Here is an 18,576-nt window from a genome sequence, read left to right as displayed (position 1 = left end):
GCGAATGCTACCGGTGATCCGTCTTTGACCCTGGCATTATAACCAGTCCTTGCGTTTGAAATAGATGAAGGTGCCCAGCGCAGCACAGATCATCAGGAAAATGGCCAGGGGATAGCCGAACCACCAGTGCAGTTCCGGCATGTGGTCGAAATTCATACCATAGATGCTGGAAATCAGGGTCGGCGGCAGGAAAAAGACGGCCGCGATGGTGAACACCTTGCTGATCAGGTTTTGCTCGACATTGATCATGCCCAGCGCGCTGTCGAGGTGAAAGCCGAGCTGCTGGCTGAGGAAGGTCGATTGGTCGGCCAGGGTTTGGGTTTCGTGCAGCAGCACCTCCAGCCGCCGTCGGATCAGCGCATGGCCGGGACTGGTTTCGTCGCGGTAAAAGCTGAGCAGGCGCAGGTAGGAGTTGAGGCTTTCATAGGTCTTGGCGTTGCGCTTGTTCAATCCGCCCAGTTTCGACAACAGGCGCCGCAGGATAAACGACGGATTGCCCTGCTTGTTCTCGAAGGCATGATCTTCAAAAATCTTGTGCGACAGGTCGTCCAGCCCCTGCTCGGTCAGTTCGGCATGATAGGCGACGCGGGCGACCATCTCTTCCAGCAGCCCGGCCAGGATATGGTGCGGCGTCGGAAAGTCACCGGGTGACTGGATCAGGCGGCGTTGAAAATGCTCGAAACTGGTCGGGTAGATGTAGCGGATCGTCACCAGGCAAGTCGGCGCGACGATGAAGGTGATAGCGCTGGTCCTGGGGTGGCTCGCCTCGGCCCGGTACAGCACAGCGGCATTCATATAGGTGACGTCCCCGGCCGTATACATGTGGTTGGTGACGTGGTTGCGCCAGATCTCCTCGCGGTTGGGAATGGCGATACCCAGTAAGGCTTTGATCCGGCGTTCTTCGTCAAAGGACGGATTATTCAGGTCTATCCATACCGGGTTGTCAGCGATGGCGTAGCCCGGCCGCACGAAGGCCTGTTCAATTCGGTCGTTGCTGCGGAAAAAGACGGTGATCATCGCGCACTTCCGGCCGGGAACTGTGGCACCCTCTGTAGGACCGCTTGTTGAAGCTTTTGTGACAAGGGTCTGCGATGGCCTTTGCGGTAGAAGCCGTGCTAACGGAACCCAGTCTTTCGTCTATACGCCCGGAGGCCAAGACATGACCTTGGAAACCCGACTGCTGACAGCCTTCGAAACCCATAAGGCCGCGGAAATCCAGGCCGTCCTCAGCGAAGGCTTCGACCCAAATGCGCCGATTAACGGTAAGTCTCCGGTGATGATTCTCATTGAGATGTACTACCGTTCCGACGCCTTTGCGGCGTGTCTTCAAATCCTTCTCGACCACGGCGTGGTCGTTGCCGATCCGCTGATCCTGCCGGTCCTGCTTGACGACCCGGTGCGACTGGAAGAAACGAAAGCAAGGCACCCCGAATTTCTTGACCATCGGATCGACCTCGCATGCGCCTTTGCCCCATTAAAAGGTGCAACACTGCTTCATCTCGCCGCCGAGTACGGCCATTCCCGCGCCGTAGCATGGTTGCTTGACCAGGGCTGCGATCCCAATGCCCGCGCCGACACGGACGCTTTCGGCTGTAACGGCCAAACGCCGATCTTCCATACCGTCAACTCCAACCGCAACCGCTCGGCCGCCGTCATGCGTCTGCTGCTTGAGCACGGTGCCCGTACCGACATACAGTTGCAAGGCCTGTGGTGGGGCAAGGGCTTCGACTGGGAGACACTGTTCTTCGACGTGACGCCGGTGTCTTTCGCCCAGATGGGGCTACTGCCTCAGGTTCATCGCCATGAAGCCGACATCTACGGCAATATCCGCGAGTTGCTGACGGCGTCGGGCCGGGCTATGCCGGAACTGGTCAATGTCCCCAACCGATATCTGGCGTCGTGAACCAAAAAAGGCGAATTGTAGCTCTGGACATTGCCAGGCAGGCTCGGCATAAGCGCGGTTCGTGAAATTTCACGCTTGGCCGGCTTAGCTCAGATGGTAGAGCAGTTGTTTTGTAAACATCAGGTCACGGGTTCGATTCCTGTAGCCGGCACCACCACCCCATCCACAAGTGTACGTAATCGGTTGAAAAGCCCTTGAAAATGCTGTAGTTTCTGCAGCGTTGTGTCCCTAATTGTCCATAAATGTGCGCCTCCATCCGGTCTTTTTGGGGGTTACGCTAGGGGTCACGGCAGCGAAGCGTTCCGTTTTCACAGGAAATGACCCCCGTGGCACTCTCAGATGTCTCCATCAGATCCGCTAAACCCCAGGAAAAACAGTATAAATTGCATGACGGCGCAGGGCTGTTTGTGATCGTGCGGCCGAGTGGTGCGAAGCTGTGGCGATTGAAATACCGCATGGACGGCAAAGAAAAGCAGCTGTCGATCGGCACCTACCCTTTGGTTGGCTTGAAAGAGGCACGAGAGCGCAGGGACGACGCGCGCAAGGCTATCGGTTCGGGCATCGATCCGGGAGCCGAGAAAAAGCGCCAGGCGATCGCGAGGACCTTAGCAGCGGAAACGACGTTTGAAGCCATAGCTCTGGAATTTCTGGAGAAGCGCAAGTTGGAAGGCGTCGCCCCACCGACAATCGCAAAGTCGGACTGGCTATTGGGGCTGCTTCTCCCACGTCTTGGACGGCGCCCACTATCTGAGATCGAGCCCTATGAAATCCTGACCATTCTGAAAGAGATTGAGAAAAAGGGGCGTCACGAGTCGGCTGGCCGCGCGAGATCTTTGGCGTCGAGGGTGTTTAAGTTTGCCATCATCACTGGCCGTGCAAAATCCAATCCGGCTGCCGACCTGTCGGGAGCATTGGTTGCACCAAGGGTGAAGCACCATGCTGCCGTAATTGAGCCTGACAAGGTTGGCGGCCTTCTTCGTGCCATTGGAGGTTATAATGGCCATGTGACCACCGGGCTGGCCTTGCAGCTCTTGGCTCATGTCTTTGTCCGACCTGGCGAATTGCGTCATGCGGAATGGTCGGAGTTCGACTTCGAACGAAAGGTCTGGCGCATCCCGGCGGGCCGAATGAAGATGCGCGCGGAACATGCCGTACCACTATCGTGTCAAGCGCTTGCCATCCTGGAGAAGGCTTCTGAGGTGAAGGAGCACAGTAAGTATGTATTCCCGGCGGTACGAACCTGGCAGCGGCCAATGTCGGAAAACACATTGAACGCAGCTCTTCGGAGAATGGGTTACGGTCATGATGAGATGACAGCCCACGGTTTCAGAAGCACAGCGAGTACGCTGTTGAACGAATCGGGCAAATGGTCGCCCGACGCGATCGAGCGGGCTTTGTCCCATAAGGATGCGAACGAGCTGCGCGGTGTCTACCATCGAGGCGCTCACTGGCAGGAGCGCGTCGAGATGGCGCAGTGGTGGTCTGACTATTTGGATGCGCTAAAAAGGACTGGCTGATTGTTGACCGGCTGAGCGCAAAGCTTACAAGGATACCAACACCTTTGCCGGCTCAGCAAAAGGCGACCGTCGTCATGTCATATCCCGACTGGGTAATCCTGCACGTGCCGCATGACGCGACGGCCATCCCGGCCGATGTGCGAAATCAATTCGTGTTGGACGATGAAGCGCTCGCTGTTGAGGTCGTAAGGATGACGGATCATCTGACACTCTCGATTTTTGCAGGCGCGGCGGAAAGCGCCAATATTGTCCGTGCCCCGGTGAACCGGCTCGTTGTCGATGTTGAGCGATTCCCCGATGACGACCAGGAGCCCATGTCAAAGCAGGGTATGGGGGTGATCTACACGAGCACGTCGCACAAGGCGCAGCTTCGGCGAGACCTGACGGCGGCCGAGCGCAAGGCGCTTCTGGATCGATACTATTATCCGCACCATCAACACCTTGAAAATCTGGTCACTGAAAAGCTTACGCACTTCGGACGGTGTCTGATCGTCGATTGTCATAGCTTTCCAATGGTCGCCTTGCCTTATGAGGAGCGGGACCTGTCGAAGCTCCGGCCGGATATTTGCATCGGCACGGACCCGTTCCATACAACTGTTGCACTTGCCGAGGCATTTGAGCAGTCCTTTCGGGATGCCGGTTGGTCAGTAGCCGTCAACGATCCATTCTCCGGCACACTGGTTCCGCAATCGCGGTACAATCAGGACAACAGGGTCCAGAGTGTTATGGTCGAATTGAACCGCGCATTATATCTTCATCCTGATACGGATCTGCCGCTTTCAGAATTTGAAACGTTCGGAAGCCTTATCCGGGAATGCATGGCTGAGGCCATAGCCATGGCTAGCTAGCGATAAGGGCGTGGAAGCTTTAGCTGTACGGACGTGGCTTTGAAAGCCTTTCACAACACTCGGTTTCAGCAATACTACCAACCAAGTGAAAGCTGCTCTTTTACTGAAATCGGATCCAATACGAATGGCGATGTCTCCCAGTCGGCGTCCTCGACCTTGCTGTACTTCACGTCAAACGGATTTCGTGTCGCTGCGGCGCTGTCGATCAGCTGCTTGGCGGCTTGCTCGCCGTCAAGGGCAACCTGAACCCAAACATCTTCCAGGGTATCTGGAATCTGACCGAACAGCCCGTGAATGGCCTCCAGCCTGTCAGCCAGAACCTGATGCACGCGGTCCTCAACGGAGTCGCGGTAACGCAGGTTGGCGATCCAGATTTCGCTCCGCGCCTGCCCGATCCGCTGAATACGACCTTTTCGCTGCTCCAGTCTCGTGGGGTTCCAGGGTAGGTCGATGTTTATGAGTGTTCCGAGGCGTTGCAGGTTGAGGCCTTCCGACGCCGCATCGGTCCCCAGTAAGAGCTTCATTTCACCAGAGCGGACCCAGCCCTTCAGGAGATTGCGGTCACAGCGCTGGAACTTTCCATCCCGCCAAAACCCCGAGCGGTTGCTGCCGGCGTAGAGGCCGATGTCGATGCCTTCGAACTCGGCCCGCTTGGACATCTCATCGCCGACCCAGCGGACGGTATCGTAGTATTGCGAGAACAGGATGCAGCCGAGATCCAGCCAAGCGAGCTGCGATCCTGGCTGGGTACCGCGCAGATACCCAACGAGGGCGTCGAGCTTCGGGTCGTTGTTTCCGCCCTCCTTCAAGAGGCTGAGACAGCGCTGCAGCGAAGTCATTTCGGCGGGGGTAAAGTTCTTGAAATCACTTGCATTGGACGTCTGGCGACCCGGCTGCAGGATCGCTTCCTCTTCGACGTCATCATCTTCGTCGTCGTCCAGCACATCCGGGTTGGCGCCGAGCAACTTTGTGATTGTACGGCGGCCTGCCTCCATCGAGCTACCGAGGCGGCGCAGAAGCAAGGTTTTGAAGAACCCGGCGCCTTTGACCCGCTTCTGAAGCAGCCGTGAAAACTCCTCCGCCTCCTGGTAGGCCTCGCGCAGGTAACCACCGAGCGCCAGGGCGTCTTCGTCGTTCTCGCCAAACAGCTTCACGCTTACCTTCGGCAGGAAGTAGCCGCCGGTCGCGGGGTTGATCGTCGCTTCCAGGTAGGCACGTGTACGGCGCACGATGCAGCGGAGCAGTGGGTTGTAGGTCTCGCCGTACCCGGGCAGCAGGCCGTTATGGAGTTGGACCCGGCGGATCGCCGGCGAGAGCTTGTCGAGGCTCTCTGGCCGGAACTGCCAACGCGAATCTTCCGCATCGAGGTTACGTCTGATCTTATCAAACGCGGCACCCTCGAAACGGGACGGGAGCGGGTCCATGACGTATTGCCAGCCCGCACGGTCGTCGTCAGTCGGGACCGTTTCGACCCCCATGGAAACGTCCAGGCAATGGCTTGGCTGGAACCAGGGGCTGCTCTGCGTCCATCCGCCGAGCACGCCATCGTTGCCATGAGACAAAACGTGAAGCAGGTCCCAAGCTTCAACAGGGTGCAACTGAACCGGGGTTGCCGTAGCCAGCAGCATGCTCTTTGTCCTGGGACCAATCAGCCGCAGGAAAGCCATCAGCTTATTGGGTTCAGCCTTCTCATCGATTTCCTCGGCCTTGGCATCGACCTTAGGGACATTGCGGCGCCGGGCTCGGTGAGATTCATCGACGATCACGCAGGCGTACTTGCGTCCGAGAAGCTGGTTGATGGCTTCAGTTTGACCCCGAACGACAAGCCCCTGGGACACCAGGCCAATCCGCCGCGGGCATCTGCCAAGCGATTTGGCGCCGTCCGAGGGATACTCCGCATCGTTTTCGTCGACCCATGCCCGCCCGTTCCAACGAGCCGAGGGCAACTGCAACAACTCCATCAGCTCATCCTGCCACTGCTGAAGTAGCGGCTTGGGAGCCAAGACGAGGATGGGCCCGCCATCCGGATCGTCGAGAGCGATCAGAAGCGCAGCCATGGCGAGTTGGATCGTCTTTCCCAGACCAACCTGATCGGCCAGCACGAGCCGGGCGCCGCCGAGCCTGTGACGTTCCAGCGCCAGCCTGGCGAAGTACTTCTGGTGAGGCCACAGACCTTGTTCGCGTCGATATACGGGGGTCTCCACGGCCGCCGCCGCGGCAACGGCTGTCGGGTCCGGTATGGCCTTCAGTTCAGCAGGCTCGATGACCTTGCGCTTGATGATCCGCTGAAGGTCCTGCGCGATGAACGGGCAGCACGACAGGTCAACCGCACGAGGGTCGGTCCACAGCGCATCGAACTCTTCCTGAACCCAGGCAACTGTATCCGGACAGTCGTCCTCCCAAAGCAGTTCATAGTTCACTTTCCAGGCCGACGCGCTTTCATTCACGCTGCCCAGAAAAGCCGTTGCCGTGCCATCGGCGCGCCGCAACACGCCGGCCTTCCCATGGATCAGGCCGAAGGCGGAGTCCGGGAGAACCCGCACTTCCATCCTCTTGTTTACGAGAGCGTCGTACAGTGCGCGATATCGATGCATGGCGATCGGCGGCGCATCTTCGGGCTTTCCGGAGCACCAGCTCCGCCGGATGGCGGCCTGAGCCGCTGCGGCCGTAATCAGATCCTGCGGATCAATGTCCGAATTGCAAATAATTCGCACGGGGCCAGCGACGCTGTTGATGGCCTCGCCAGCCACCTCAAACAGGCTCGAGCGGAAATAACCGGCAATCCGGTCATAAGATACCGCCCCCTCCAGGCGCTTGGCGAGCACCGTGTGGTCAAGGCGTTTTCGTCGACTGGAATGCCGTAGCAGCATCAGGCGTGATCGTTACGCAGGCGGCCGGCCAGAATGCGCGCAGCCTCAGAGTCCTCCAGCCACTCCGTCATGCCTTCGGCATTGCCCAGCGCTGCAAACCACTCCAGCAGCGCCACGAAGCCCTCGCGCTTGCCCCAGTAAGCTTGCCCGAAGGTGTCCCGCAGGTACTGCCGGCCAGGCTCTGGACTGTTGTCCGCGGCAGCGGTCTCGCGAAGCGCAAACATGAGGTGGCGAAGTGGCGACGCGGCAAAGGGATGTGGTGCCCCCGAAGCGGCTCGCCCCCGCCGCCCGGGCAGCACTGCATCTACTTCAGACCCCTGAATTTGCCCCATCAAGCTGGACGAAAGCCCGCTCGGCGTAAACATCCGGGCGCCGTTGGCCTTGTCGTTTTTCAAGAGTGGCTTGATGTCTGTGACACCGAAGCCGCGCGCCAACTCTTCGTACATACCCTTGCGGCGCTCGCCCCGGCTCTCGATGTCAAGGGCCCGAAGGTAATAGCGTTCCACCAGCGATAGATCGCGCCAGGAATTATCTAGACCTTTTGGAATGAGCGTGTCGCAGGCAATCCCGAGCGCTCGCTCGATGACCGTCTGGAAGTCGCTCTTCTCGTTCTTGGTCCTGACGGCAAAAACCTCATGTTCAACGTCACGGCCGTCAAGGTTGCCATATTGAGTAAGCACCTTCAGTGCGGCGGCGTAGGCGGCAAGCTGGTAGTCCGCGTCGTTGAAATTGGGCTCGCCACCCTCATCCAAGGCCTGCATAGAGGCAATCTGACGTTTCACCTCATCCTCAACGAGCGGATACACCTCGTCCAGGAAGCCTGGTTCGCTTGAGACACGTTTGCGAAGAACTAGGCACACTGTTCCCTGAACATAGTTGCCCTTCTTGATGCCGGCAGCTTCCGTCTCAGTGCTGATTGTCCATGCAGCTGTTGCCTTGAGTCCCGCCGCCCAAAGGATCATCCCTAGGTCGGCCCAGACTGCGGGGTCTTGGTGGGTGAACATAACCATTTGCATGCCGTTATCGGGCATGTGCCGGGCAAGATTTCGGTAGATTTCAACCATCGAACGGCGGAAGTCTTCGCCATCACCTCGCACAGCGAGTTCAGCGCGCGCATCGGGGGTCCAACCAGTATAGACTTTGGATAATTGCTTATCATACCACGCGAGAAAAAAGTCGGCGAGTTCATGGTAGTTCACCGCGTCGGCATATGGTGGATCTGTAATCCAGAAGTCGCATTCCTCTCTTTGGTCGCGGGCGTCATTTGGCTGGACGACAGACGTGCTCTCTATTGCGCTGTCATTGCTAACCGAAATCTGCACGACGTTCCTGAATCCCTCAAAAGACCTATTTGCCCATGTAAATAGAGGGTTGAGCGCTTGATTATAAAAAGTCTGGACAGAAGCACCAATGCCCCCGCTCCGGGCCATTTGCGGCGTCCATCTGCAAAGTTTTGAACTCCAATCAGAAGACGCCGCTATGCCGATCAAGCATGCGGCACGAAATTCCGTTGATTGCGTTTCTAGGTTGGATGAGAGCTGCAAGAACAGCCCGTGCATCAACAACTGCCTCGGCGTAAAAAGATGATGCCAGTGGGTCCAGCCCCGAGTACGAATTGGCTCGTCCGTTTTGTCGCCGTCCTTCGGCATCTCTTTGGACGGTATAAATCCATCGCGCTGCCAATCTGCAAAACGCTCACGAAGCAGTTCTAGCACCTTGGCTTCACGTGCCAGATCAGCGTCATCTGGAGCGGCGTAGCGACGTTCGCCTTTAGCGTTGATCCAACGGATGCAGTATAGCCGCTCCTGAAAGACGTCACCCGGGCGGGGAACGACGTCGTTATTGCTCCAACGGCGCAGGCCTTCCGGGCCGCGGAGGCCTTCCAACGACCAGGAGCGGCTAGCGTCAAAGGGATCGATGACCCGGCTGTCGCCAACCGTAGCGCCCTTCTTTTCTTGATAGAGTTTGAGCTCAAGCTCGGAAACCGGCTGCACCATAGGCTTCAAATGATCCGATCCCTCCACCTTCTCCCAAGTCGCAACCATCCTGTACTTTTCCGCAATGACCCAGCTCGGTGCGAGTGGAATGAAGTAGTCGCAGCCCTCTGGTTTCACTTCGTTACAGTACAAGAACGCCTCAGCGCGCTCGCCCTGAGCGTTATTTTCGATGCCCCATTGGGCGATAATTTTTTCGGCAGATGCGAAGACTGAATCCTGCGCTTTTCGCACTTCCTCCTGTACGGGTTGGCCGCCGCCGAGCAGGTTCAAACTCGCCCAAGTAAGCAGGCACGCCACGGGGTTCAGATCAGAGCCAAAGGCTTCACAGCCGATACGGGCGGCCTCGAATGGAATGGAGCCGCCACCGCAAAAACTATCCCCTACACGGAGGGTGCGGCCGTAGGCACGATGGCTAAGTTGTTCAACTAACTCAGGCAATGAATTAGCTCGGGTATCTAAGTGGGCGTTAATCTCAGCCCAAGCAGCTACCGATGGACCCGCAACATTTTCAGGGCGCTCGCAGTCAGCAATACGCTCGGCGTAGGGCAAGCGATCGAAGGCTGTTCGCGACGTCTTGCGCTGAACTGCAGGCTTGCAACGATCCCAGGTGCCCGCATCGTCCATGGTCAGTATCTTCAGAAAGATCTCCCGATCCTTCTTCGGATTGCTGGACGCAGGCATAAGCATGCCCAGAATCGACGCCCGTACCAGAATGAGAGGCTTGCGCCCCCACCACTTGCCTAGACCTGTAAGCGTCTGGCTGGCACCAGCCTTGCGCTCTTTGTAGGCTTCCGCCGACAGCCGCGCGATTGGGAACTGGGTTTCAATAAATGCGGGCACGTCCGGTACTCCAGTCAAAGCTTCAACGAGAGCTGGGAGTGCCCCAGAAGCTCACGGCGGGCTCGGGGAGACATCCCTTCGCCCTTTACAAAGGTGTTGTCGGCGATGGCGGCCCGAAGCGCTTTGCGCCAGCCGATACCCTTTTGCATGGCCTGGCCTGTGGTCGCGACGGTCATGGTGTAGAGCCACCAGCGCTCTTCGGGGGCCAGCGCTTCCCAATTGTGCAGCGCATTCGGGATATCGTCCGGCGTCGCTTCTTCGACGGCCCAGCAAAGAATACAGAGTTCCTTGCCCAGTGAGGGGTGGACCGGGATTGGCTTGCTCGGGGCCTTCTGAAACTTTGCCGGTGGCAGACCATTCGCCCTCAGACGCCGGTTTGTTTCTTCCCAGAACCCGGGGGCCAGCGCCAACCACCGGGCCCTGTCGATGAGGACCCTCAGGGAAGGGTCGCCAGGCGATGTCGCTACGCAGTCTCGCACGCCCAAGCCATCAAGGTCATTGCCGCGATGCTCGCTGATGCACACCAGATCGTTGCCGCCGGAGCCCTTGGGGACGTCGATCAGGAAGCCGTGCCGGGCTTCGTCAGGCAAGAAGCCGAGGCCGATCACTTTCCTGGTGGGTATTGAGGGCGTTCTGGCCATGTTTTACTGACTGACCATGGCAGCGTTGAACTGCTGGTTTGTCGATTTGAGCCAGTCCAGTAAGGCCTGCCCGGTGGCAAATCCGAGTGAGCCTATGGTCATGCGGACACTGCCGTCGCTGACCAGCGCCTGCAGCCTTTCGGCCAATGCTTTTACGGCAGCGGCGTCATAACCCGCCTGCATTGCTCCCGAGTAGTCGGCGTTCTGCTCGCCGTCGGCGCTCTCGGCTGTTATGCTGATATCATAGGCGCGGACGGAGCCCGCTGTCTCCAACCGTTGAATGATGTCCCAGACTGCACCGGGATCATCAAGCTTGGTCTGCTGCTTCCAACGCGCCGGCCTGGCGGCGTCGATCAGCGGACGGGCCTCCTCACCACGTTGCGGGATCGCGATCCTTATTGTCTCGGAGTTGAGCTCATACTCTGAGCAAACGGCCATGGCGCAAACGACGCGAGAGCTGGCGGGCACCCGGAACTTGCCGTCATAGGTGGCGCGGCCAGCATTGGTCGGGGCCGACCCGTCGGTGGTGTAGTGAATGACGATGCCATTTGCCTTTGGCAGTGCCACCAGCTCGATCTCATAATGATCGCCGCGGTCGTGGATCTGGTATTTCAGGCGGAGCTTCGCCGTCCAATCCTTAATGGGGCTGCAGCGTGCCAAGTCCTCAGGATCGTGCGCCAGGAAGCGATAGCGCAGGCCTGTTGCTTCAAAGCGAGTTGGTGTCGGTACGCTGGTTGACGCCGGGGTCGGTTCCGCGCTCCCAGTCTCATAAACAACCGTCGGCGCGTGCAGTGGCTCGATCTTCAGGTAGGTGATGCCGTCGCCGTCATCCTGAACGGAGAGCTCGCGTATCGCGACTTCAGGCATCGGAGGCGGGAAGGGGCCGCGACGGATGTGGTTGCCTTCTTCGCGCCAATGGTCACGACGGATGCATTCAGCTTTGAGGTCATCGAGGGCCGAGATCTTGTGCAAAGGCCAGTTGGTGTTGACCGCCGCCGCACGCTTGAAGTCCGCCCACAAGACAGTCTTAGTTGCCTCAGACCCGAAGAGCCGTGCCTCGGCCCTGGATCGGAAGCTGTCATCGTCGATCTTAGTCGTGAATTTCTGCGCCCCCTCCAGGGTGTTGCGGATGGTCGCTTCGCCGTTTTGATTTCCGGCGAACGAAAGATCGGTGCCGGTGGTGCGCAGCGCGGAATTGATCGAGGGGTAGACGATCTGGTCGAAAGCTTCTTTCAAGGCTGCCGTGAACTGAAGCCCGACGCGATCCCGGAGTGCATCAAGCGCGCGCCATTGCGGGTCGTCGGAAGGCGTGTTCTCGCTCCTGAGTTCGTCCTCAATGCTTTGGAGCGCGCGGGCCTGCCGTGCGGAGTCAAGGACCTTCTGGAAGGTGTCGCGTGAGCCGGTCAGGAACAGGACACGGTTCTTGTATTGCTGCTGGCCCCACCAGTTTTGCCAGTCCGACGAAATGGGCAACTGGTTGGCCTGGCCGCCAGGCCGGACGATGACGAGGGTCGTCTTGTCAAGCTCCACCTGGACCTCGTCCAACGGCGGCAGGACCTTGATGACCTGGTAGCAGTCCCGCATTGAGGGAGAGAAGTAGGCCTCAAGATGCTCGCGAAGCATACGATCCACGGTCTCAGCGTGCAGCGATAGAGCCGTTGATCGCAGCTTGGCAGCCAGGTTCTGCTGGTTCTTGAAGAACAGGCGGCCATCTGCGGAGTTGTGGAGATACCAGGCTCGCGTGGCCAGCTTGTCGAGGACGTTGGCCTTGAAGGTGCTGAGGTCGCGCCCCGGCCGCTGCAGGCAGTCGACGAGCTGATATTCGCGCAGGCCATGGATGGCGCCCGGTGTCGTCGAGAGCGAGGCAATGAGGATGAGCCGCGCCGCGTCGGACGCGTCGGAGTTTCCGTTGGCAAGGTCGATCTGTTCGACTTCGGCATCTCCACCGTGCGCGACGTCGTGTGCGATCGCCTCGCTGAGGGAGGGATTGATCGTGCGAACCTCAGAGGCAATCTCGTCAAGGTTCAGGTTCATGTCGTAGGGGTGGATCAGATCGATGCCATCCGCCTTCTTGGAATTCCAGAGGCTGGAGACGACCATCTGCATCAGGCGAATGACGCCACGGGTCTGCTGGAAACCATCGTTTTCCTTGAACTTCCCGACCAACTCACGGAGATCCGGGTGGAAGGGATAGGAGTCGATGATACGGGTGTAAAGCGACTCCGGTGTCGTGGTAGTCAGGCCCATTTTTTGAGCTTCGCGCAGGGCTTCGCGGTATGCCTCGGCGATACGCTTAATTTCGTTGTCGGGCGCAACTGTTTCGAAAAGTCGCTTGCGCAGGATGTGGTAAAGCTCGTCACCGTTCGGATTGACCGGCGTGATAGGGACCGCGATCCGCTTTGACTCAGACGTAATGCCTTGAATGGCTCTATTGAAGGCGGCTTGCAGGCTCGATTGACCGACGCTGAAATTCGTGCCGGCCAAATCCGAGAGCACGAGACACACGTTGTCCATGTCTGCCACGGCGACAAACAGGTTAGCCAGAGCGGCTGTCGTGACAACGCTCAGATCTGCGTTCCCGACGGGCACCGCGACGGCGTACTCAAGGTAGGGCGGCAACTCATCGAGGAAGAGCACCAGAGGGTCTCCACCAAGAAGTTGCTTCCATGCTTCAGGTCCTGGAGCGCTCAGGAGCGGCGAGACGTAGCTTGCGAACATCTGAGCCTTGCCAAGCTGCTCGGCGATAGAGCCCCAGATCCCGCCTGCTGCGTCCGTGCTGCGGCCGTTAAAGCCAGCGACCCGACAGCGCCCGAGCTTGGGCGCGGGGTTCTTATCGCCAAGCACCGAGTTTCGAAGTTCGGGGTCCTTCGCCAACAGACCGAGCGCGATCATGCTGTGCGTCTTGCCGCCGCCCATAGCTTGCGAAAGCAGGAACACCGACGACCCGGCGCCCGTACCGGACAGGTGACGGAAAGACCGGTCAACCAGGGTCTCCATGCCGGCAGTGAAGTAGTTTTCGCGGAAAAAATCTGTGCCGTGCACCTGTCCTTTCAGGAAGGTATCCAAGCTCAAAACCGTAGCGCGCCGGTCAGCGGCGAAGACTGAGGCTCTGGGCTTGCAATTGTTCTGAAGGGACATAGGTGGTCGATCCTTTTCGTACCTCGATTGGGGGCGAGGGCGCGGTTGTCTAAGATTTAGAGACTGGCGCTGGTGTGTCAAATGAGTCGTGCTGACTGGCAGATACATAGACGCTGACGCCCTGCGATGAAAATGCTCAAACGGGAACCTGCTGATGAAGAAGATCGTCCAGAGGTAGGAACCAATTGGGCCGACTCCAACCCAAGAAAGAGCAAACATGTCGCACTTTGCGGTCTACGCGATCGGGCTAAGCAGCGCTATCTTAAATTGTGATAACGAGCGCCCAGCTGTCACGCAAACAGTTCGGAAAAGGTTTTTCAGGCAGAGGCGGCTGGCAAAAATCGCCACTTGCCTTGGTGTTTGATATTTTCGACCTCCGCACTTGTATCACGTCAACCGCGACGGAATCTCAAAATGAACGGCCCGGATCCCGGATTGGCTCACGATAATTCTGCGTGATCTTCTTCCAGTGTGAGATGAAATCGGTCGACTGCATCTAAAGCGTCGATATCGAACTCGTAGCGCACCAAAAGAGCATCTCGGTATAAGTTCCGGTCAGCAAATTACGAACCTATCGCGTCGTGCGTCGGTCTTTGAATAATTGCGCTTGCACGTCATTGTGTCATGCAAGACAGTGGCGACCGGGTCATCCGGGACAAGGATTTTTAACGCCTTGGTTTCTTCTTATTGGCTTTCAACTTTGGTTTGGAAAAAAGTTCCTGGCTAAGCTGTTCTCGCCGTCGCGCTCGCGCCGCAGACTGTTTCAGCAGGGCTTTGACTTCTGGAGATATTAATGCATCCCGAAAACCCTTTTGCCTCGCCTTAGTTTCAGCTCTGCCACGGGCAAACGCTTCAGCCATCTCTCTCGTCAGCGCTTCCGTGGAATCAGCACGCTGTTCGGCCGTCTTGTCACCCCACCATACCTGATGTTCTGGCTCGCTTACCATTTCATCAGGCCCACGACCCCCGCTATCATGAGTGGGTCCGCCCTTAAGTTTGTCCGATTTGGCCTTATCCCAGTTCAGACGTCGAGTCATTTTTTCGCCCCTGTTTTTGGCGCTGAGTGAGTTAATCTATTGTACCTTTGACGCGCTATCGCGCAAAGTGCATTCTTTCTCGTGCCGAGTTGCCTAAGTCGATTTGCAGCATGATCTGACGCGTCCGCCGCCCCAAATTTCGTTAAGTTTTCATGGACGCCGGGCGGCGAGGCAATTAGGCGGCGGGCATTGCACCAAGCCTGATCGCCCGCCGTATGCTAGTCCAGACTTATACCTTCGCTGACCACGCCCTTGTGGCGCCTGGCGGTCCCCAACTGAATTGGTTGATCGGATACTTGCCCATCAGGACGTCCGGCCCAAATGTGCTTTGCTGCCCAGCTCTTCAGACCGGCGAGTCGTTTTGAGCCTGAAATCGCAGACTTCTCGGGAGCGTAGTAATCAAACCACGGCAGGCCGCTTTGCTCATAGTCCCATTTTGTCAGCGGCTGAGTTAAAGGCGGACATCCTGTCAGCTCTGACCATTGCCCTGCATCGACCAAATGAACAAAGCAGCGACTGCCGGCCTGTTGATCCCACGCGCCGATGCCATAGGGGTCGGCATATATTTCTTGTCGCATTCTGCCTCCACCTCCCAATCCCATCGATGCGTATGAAATCTCCGCCATCATACAGCAACTCACTTCTTGCTGGCGGGCACGACGGAGAGCAAGGTAGCGCTTGCTCTTCATGGGATAGGCGACGATCTGGAGCCCCCCGACTTTGGCTTCTCCGGTAAGCTGCTCCTCCACTGAGAACCCCTTGCCAAGTTGCTCGGCTACGAACTGCCGAATAATGCCCTTGGAAACAGCGAAGCCGTCGATCCATGGCTGTTCCGGTATCACGATGTAATCTTGCGGATCTGCGGAAAGCAAAGGAGACCAGGCCTCTCCAGTCAATGCGTTTATCTTCCCGGCGGCCACTTTGATGGCAAATGGATAAGACTTGTCAGAAGATCTTTGATGGCCTGATCTGAAGTTAATCCACATCGCCTCCGAACTGTGCATTGGCATAATTACGCCGCCACGTTGGAGCGTTATCTTGCCGAGGCTCTCAGAAAAATCTTCGACATGCCGAATAGGAAAGCGGCCAAGTCCTGCCGGCAGACTATAAATGCCGTCATCATCTGGGATCCGTAACGTTCGTTGAAATTCCAATTCCACGTGCGCATCTATATGAACACTTGGGCAGCGAATATTTAGCACGTCGTCTTCGAGTGTAATCATTGTTCTGATCTCCTTACCAGTCGCCATCGCGGACTTCCCGCACTACTCTTAGCAAAGCGGCCGGCGGCGCATCGCGCAGGCCACGTATCAACTCAGCGAACGCAACAGGGTGACGCCGAATAAGCTCAAGCAAGTCACTGGAAACCTTCCCGCCGAGTGCAAGAAGGGCATCCCTATCTTCTCCAAGCGCTTCTGCAAGTCGGCCGATGGCCTCCTCGGAAGGCGGTGCAACCTCATCTCGTTCAATCTTGCTGAGGTACGCCGGTTCCAGACCAACCCGCTTGGCAACCTGTCTCACGGAGTAACTCCGATCCTTAACTCGCAAGGCTTCGCGGCGATGCCGAAGATACGATCCAAAAGAGTTCATGTGTCATACCTACTACACACTTTTTCGAGAGTCAAACGACACTCATCCAACTGGTGTCCATCGAACCTGCTGACCAAGCGGGGGCATGGCTATTGATGGTGTAAAGCGCTGATTAGCAGAGGAAATTCACAGGCATTTTGGACATTTACGCGCGTTAATTGCTGATCCAGGATGCCTGGAAGCCAAATTGGAATACGTTGAGGGCTGTCCGCACTGGCGAAGCCAAAAGCCCGCGGACCGAAGTTTGGGCTTGCCTTGATACAACTTATGATCTAAACCCACCCATGTATCAAGACAAGGGCCGACGCCCTTACCAACCTGCCCCCCGGGCAAGGTGGACGCGAAAGCGGATACGGCCTCATCATTGAGGCAACCAACCGGGAGTGACGTCGGCCCTCCGCTTTTTTGAATGCAGGCGACGCACATGTCCAATTCTCAGATTCCTACCGATAAGGTCGATGCCTACCTTGGCACGCGCTACGACGTCATGGTCGATGATCACACTATTCACCTGACGATCGGCGAGCCCTCCGTTGACATGGCTGAGTATTTTCAACGGCAGGGCGTTGCCTCGGCGGCGCTGATCACGGCTTTCAATCCGTTCGGTGCGGTGCAGGCCGATGACGCCAATGCGGCCGCCAACCAGAAGCTCGAGCAAGCCGTTCGGGAAGATGGTTTGAAGTTCCTGCCGGCCTCGGGCTCCGGTGAAGGCTGGCCCGCTGAGCCAGGCTTCTGGGTCTTGGGTATCGAGCTCGATCGGGCCCGGTCTTTAGGCAAGGCTTTTTCGCAAGACGCTATCGTATGGATGGACCTCGAGGCGATCCCGAGATTGATCCTGCTTCGATAGGCGGACGATTGATAGCGCATTTTTGTGGGGGGATTTGATCCAGATTGCCGGCCCCGACGCTTTGTCAAATACGGCTAAACAGGACCTGACTATGCTTATTCGTAATGGACTTTTCTCTTCGGAATCCGTTTCCGAAGGCCACCCCGACAAACTGGCCGACCGAATATCTGACCGGATACTCGACGCCTTCCTGGAGCGGGATCCCAATGCCCGCGTCGCCTGTGAGACATTACTGGCAGACCAGTGCGTCATCGTCGCCGGGGAATTCAAGACCCGTCGCGCGCAGGATTTCCAAGCCGTTCATGCCCTTGCCGATGGATTGATCCGGCAGGTTATCCGCGAAACGGGCTACAACGATGAAACCACCGGAATAGATCCTGAACGCTGCGAAGTGCAAATTCGCTTCAATCTTCAGTCACCGGATATCAGCCAGGGCGTCGATCAGCAGGATGGAACGCTGGGGGCAGGGGACCAGGGGCTGATGTTTGGCTACGCCTGCGATGAAACGCCCGCATTGATGCCGGCGCCGGTCGTCTATGCCCATCAGTTGGTGCGACGCCAGGCCGAGTTGCGAAAGAGCGGCATCCTTCCTTGGCTTAGGCCCGATGCCAAATCCCAGGTAACCTTTCGCTATGTCGATGGCCGCCCCACCGAGATAACGGCGGTAGTGCTCTCAACTCAGCACCATGAGGATATAGGACTGGAAGACCTTCGGGACCAAGTCCAGCGTCATATCATCGATCCGGTTATCCCGGAGGCTTTAAGGTCGTCGGACTGCCGCTTCCTGATCAATCCGACGGGAAGGTTTGTGATCGGTGGGCCCAAAGGCGACGCCGGCCTGACGGGCCGAAAGATCATCGTCGATACCTATGGCGGAGCCGCGCCGCATGGCGGTGGCGCATTTTCCGGCAAGGATCCCTCCAAGGTCGACCGGTCCGCGGCCTATATGGCTCGGTTTCTTGCCAAGCAGGTGGTCGGACGCGGTTGGGCACAAAAGGCCCTTGTGCAACTGGCATATGCCATTGGCGTCGCCGAGCCTGTCAGCTTCGCCGTTGAGACGTTCGGCACCGCTTTGGATGCCGATCGGGATTTGGCTGAGGACCTATTGGCGGAATTCGATCTGCGCCCCCAGGCCATTATTGAAGCTATGGATCTGAGGCGCCCGATCTATTTTCCGACAGCGGCGTACGGCCACTTCGGAAGGACGGATATCGAACTGCCCTGGGAGGCTGATAAGCGTTTTTATAGTTCTGGTTTATCGGAACCGTCTCCACTTGAGCGTTGCGAACGCGAACCAGAAAAATCGCCCCACTTGGTACAAGCTGCAATCTTTCAATAGTTTATCAGA

13 protein-coding genes, 1 tRNA gene and 1 riboswitch are annotated in these 18,576 nt (G+C 57.7%); of the genes, 6 read left to right on the top strand and 8 right to left on the bottom strand.

Annotated elements, in window-relative coordinates:
- Nucleotides 1–36: 36 nt before the first annotated feature.
- Nucleotides 37–1,017 carry a magnesium transporter CorA family protein gene (locus tag ABAC402_RS37585; protein WP_023451087.1) on the bottom strand — a complete coding sequence of 327 codons (981 nt, stop codon included), beginning with the start codon at nucleotides 1,015–1,017 and terminating at the stop codon, nucleotides 37–39.
- Nucleotides 1,018–1,159: 142 nt separating this feature from the next.
- Here ABAC402_RS37585 and ABAC402_RS37580 point away from each other — a divergent pair, with 142 nt between their 5' ends.
- The 4 genes from ABAC402_RS37580 (at nucleotide 1,160) to ABAC402_RS37565 (ending at nucleotide 4,268) form a co-directional block, all read left to right on the top strand.
- On the top strand, nucleotides 1,160–1,903 hold the full coding sequence (locus ABAC402_RS37580; protein ID WP_023451086.1) for an ankyrin repeat domain-containing protein: 744 nt from the start codon (nucleotides 1,160–1,162) through the stop codon (nucleotides 1,901–1,903).
- 78 nt (nucleotides 1,904–1,981) lie between these two features.
- A tRNA-Thr gene (locus tag ABAC402_RS37575) sits at nucleotides 1,982–2,057 on the top strand.
- A 163-nt stretch (nucleotides 2,058–2,220) separates the two neighbouring features.
- The gene (locus ABAC402_RS37570) at nucleotides 2,221–3,420 is read left to right on the top strand and encodes an integrase arm-type DNA-binding domain-containing protein (RefSeq protein ID WP_023451085.1); all 1,200 of its coding nucleotides are present in this window, start codon (nucleotides 2,221–2,223) and stop codon (nucleotides 3,418–3,420) included.
- A gap of 74 nt (nucleotides 3,421–3,494) precedes the next feature.
- Nucleotides 3,495–4,268: an N-formylglutamate amidohydrolase gene (locus ABAC402_RS37565; RefSeq protein ID WP_052025376.1), complete on the top strand. Its 774-nt coding sequence runs from the start codon at nucleotides 3,495–3,497 to the stop codon at nucleotides 4,266–4,268.
- A gap of 74 nt (nucleotides 4,269–4,342) precedes the next feature.
- Here ABAC402_RS37565 and ABAC402_RS37560 read toward each other — a convergent pair whose 3' ends face one another.
- The 7 genes from ABAC402_RS37560 to ABAC402_RS37530 all read right to left on the bottom strand — a co-directional run bounded on the left by ABAC402_RS37560 (nucleotide 4,343) and on the right by ABAC402_RS37530 (nucleotide 16,381).
- Entirely contained in the window at nucleotides 4,343–7,138 is a 2,796-nt protein-coding gene (locus tag ABAC402_RS37560) for a phospholipase D-like domain-containing anti-phage protein (protein ID WP_031236040.1), read from the bottom strand.
- Nucleotides 7,138–9,975 (bottom strand): anti-phage-associated DUF1156 domain-containing protein, encoded by a 2,838-nt coding sequence (locus ABAC402_RS37555; RefSeq protein ID WP_023451082.1) that lies wholly within the window; start codon nucleotides 9,973–9,975, stop codon nucleotides 7,138–7,140. Before ABAC402_RS37555 ends, ABAC402_RS37560 begins: the two co-directional genes overlap by 1 nt.
- A gap of 14 nt (nucleotides 9,976–9,989) precedes the next feature.
- On the bottom strand, nucleotides 9,990–10,616 hold the full coding sequence (locus ABAC402_RS37550) for a DUF3780 domain-containing protein (protein ID WP_082180073.1): 627 nt from the start codon (nucleotides 10,614–10,616) through the stop codon (nucleotides 9,990–9,992).
- Between the two features lie 3 nt (nucleotides 10,617–10,619).
- On the bottom strand, nucleotides 10,620–13,682 hold the full coding sequence (locus ABAC402_RS37545; protein ID WP_162148546.1) for a DUF499 domain-containing protein: 3,063 nt from the start codon (nucleotides 13,680–13,682) through the stop codon (nucleotides 10,620–10,622).
- A gap of 737 nt (nucleotides 13,683–14,419) precedes the next feature.
- Nucleotides 14,420–14,791: a hypothetical protein gene (locus ABAC402_RS37540; RefSeq protein WP_023451079.1), complete on the bottom strand. Its 372-nt coding sequence runs from the start codon at nucleotides 14,789–14,791 to the stop codon at nucleotides 14,420–14,422.
- A gap of 218 nt (nucleotides 14,792–15,009) precedes the next feature.
- The gene (locus ABAC402_RS37535) at nucleotides 15,010–16,014 is read right to left on the bottom strand and encodes a hypothetical protein (protein WP_155847484.1); all 1,005 of its coding nucleotides are present in this window, start codon (nucleotides 16,012–16,014) and stop codon (nucleotides 15,010–15,012) included.
- A gap of 13 nt (nucleotides 16,015–16,027) precedes the next feature.
- On the bottom strand, nucleotides 16,028–16,381 hold the full coding sequence (locus ABAC402_RS37530; protein ID WP_023451077.1) for a helix-turn-helix domain-containing protein: 354 nt from the start codon (nucleotides 16,379–16,381) through the stop codon (nucleotides 16,028–16,030).
- A gap of 281 nt (nucleotides 16,382–16,662) precedes the next feature.
- Nucleotides 16,663–16,768, top strand: a riboswitch (SAM-I-IV-variant riboswitch).
- Between the two features lie 37 nt (nucleotides 16,769–16,805).
- Between ABAC402_RS37530 and ABAC402_RS37525 the strand changes: the two genes are divergently transcribed.
- Together ABAC402_RS37525 and metK are read left to right on the top strand one after the other, a co-directional pair.
- Complete coding sequence (locus tag ABAC402_RS37525) at nucleotides 16,806–17,228, top strand: DUF3293 domain-containing protein (protein ID WP_023451076.1); 423 nt, start codon at nucleotides 16,806–16,808, stop codon at nucleotides 17,226–17,228.
- A gap of 34 nt (nucleotides 17,229–17,262) precedes the next feature.
- On the top strand, nucleotides 17,263–18,567 hold the full coding sequence (gene metK, locus ABAC402_RS37520) for a methionine adenosyltransferase (protein WP_235080053.1): 1,305 nt from the start codon (nucleotides 17,263–17,265) through the stop codon (nucleotides 18,565–18,567).
- The last annotated feature ends 9 nt before the right edge of the window (nucleotides 18,568–18,576 follow it).

The organism is Asticcacaulis sp. AC402 (assembly GCF_000495835.1).
In the GTDB taxonomy this organism is placed as follows: domain Bacteria; phylum Pseudomonadota; class Alphaproteobacteria; order Caulobacterales; family Caulobacteraceae; genus Asticcacaulis.
The sequence above is the reverse complement of the archived record's forward strand: the minus strand, read 5'-3'. Positions and strand labels throughout refer to the sequence as shown.

Excerpts from the sequence above, each read along its gene's own strand:
- ABAC402_RS37560 (WP_031236040.1), bottom strand. The coding sequence starts at position 7,138 with ATGCTGCTACGGCATTCCAGTCGACGAAAACGCCTTGACCACACGGTG.
- ABAC402_RS37540 (WP_023451079.1), bottom strand. The coding sequence starts at position 14,791 with ATGACTCGACGTCTGAACTGGGATAAGGCCAAATCGGACAAACTTAAG.
- ABAC402_RS37570 (WP_023451085.1), top strand. The coding sequence starts at position 2,221 with ATGACCCCCGTGGCACTCTCAGATGTCTCCATCAGATCCGCTAAACCC.
- ABAC402_RS37550 (WP_082180073.1), bottom strand. The coding sequence starts at position 10,616 with ATGGCCAGAACGCCCTCAATACCCACCAGGAAAGTGATCGGCCTCGGC.
- ABAC402_RS37535 (WP_155847484.1), bottom strand. The coding sequence starts at position 16,014 with ATGATTACACTCGAAGACGACGTGCTAAATATTCGCTGCCCAAGTGTT.
- ABAC402_RS37525 (WP_023451076.1), top strand. The coding sequence starts at position 16,806 with ATGTCCAATTCTCAGATTCCTACCGATAAGGTCGATGCCTACCTTGGC.
- ABAC402_RS37585 (WP_023451087.1), bottom strand. The coding sequence starts at position 1,017 with ATGATCACCGTCTTTTTCCGCAGCAACGACCGAATTGAACAGGCCTTC.
- ABAC402_RS37530 (WP_023451077.1), bottom strand. The coding sequence starts at position 16,381 with ATGAACTCTTTTGGATCGTATCTTCGGCATCGCCGCGAAGCCTTGCGA.
- ABAC402_RS37580 (WP_023451086.1), top strand. The coding sequence starts at position 1,160 with ATGACCTTGGAAACCCGACTGCTGACAGCCTTCGAAACCCATAAGGCC.
- ABAC402_RS37565 (WP_052025376.1), top strand. The coding sequence starts at position 3,495 with ATGTCATATCCCGACTGGGTAATCCTGCACGTGCCGCATGACGCGACG.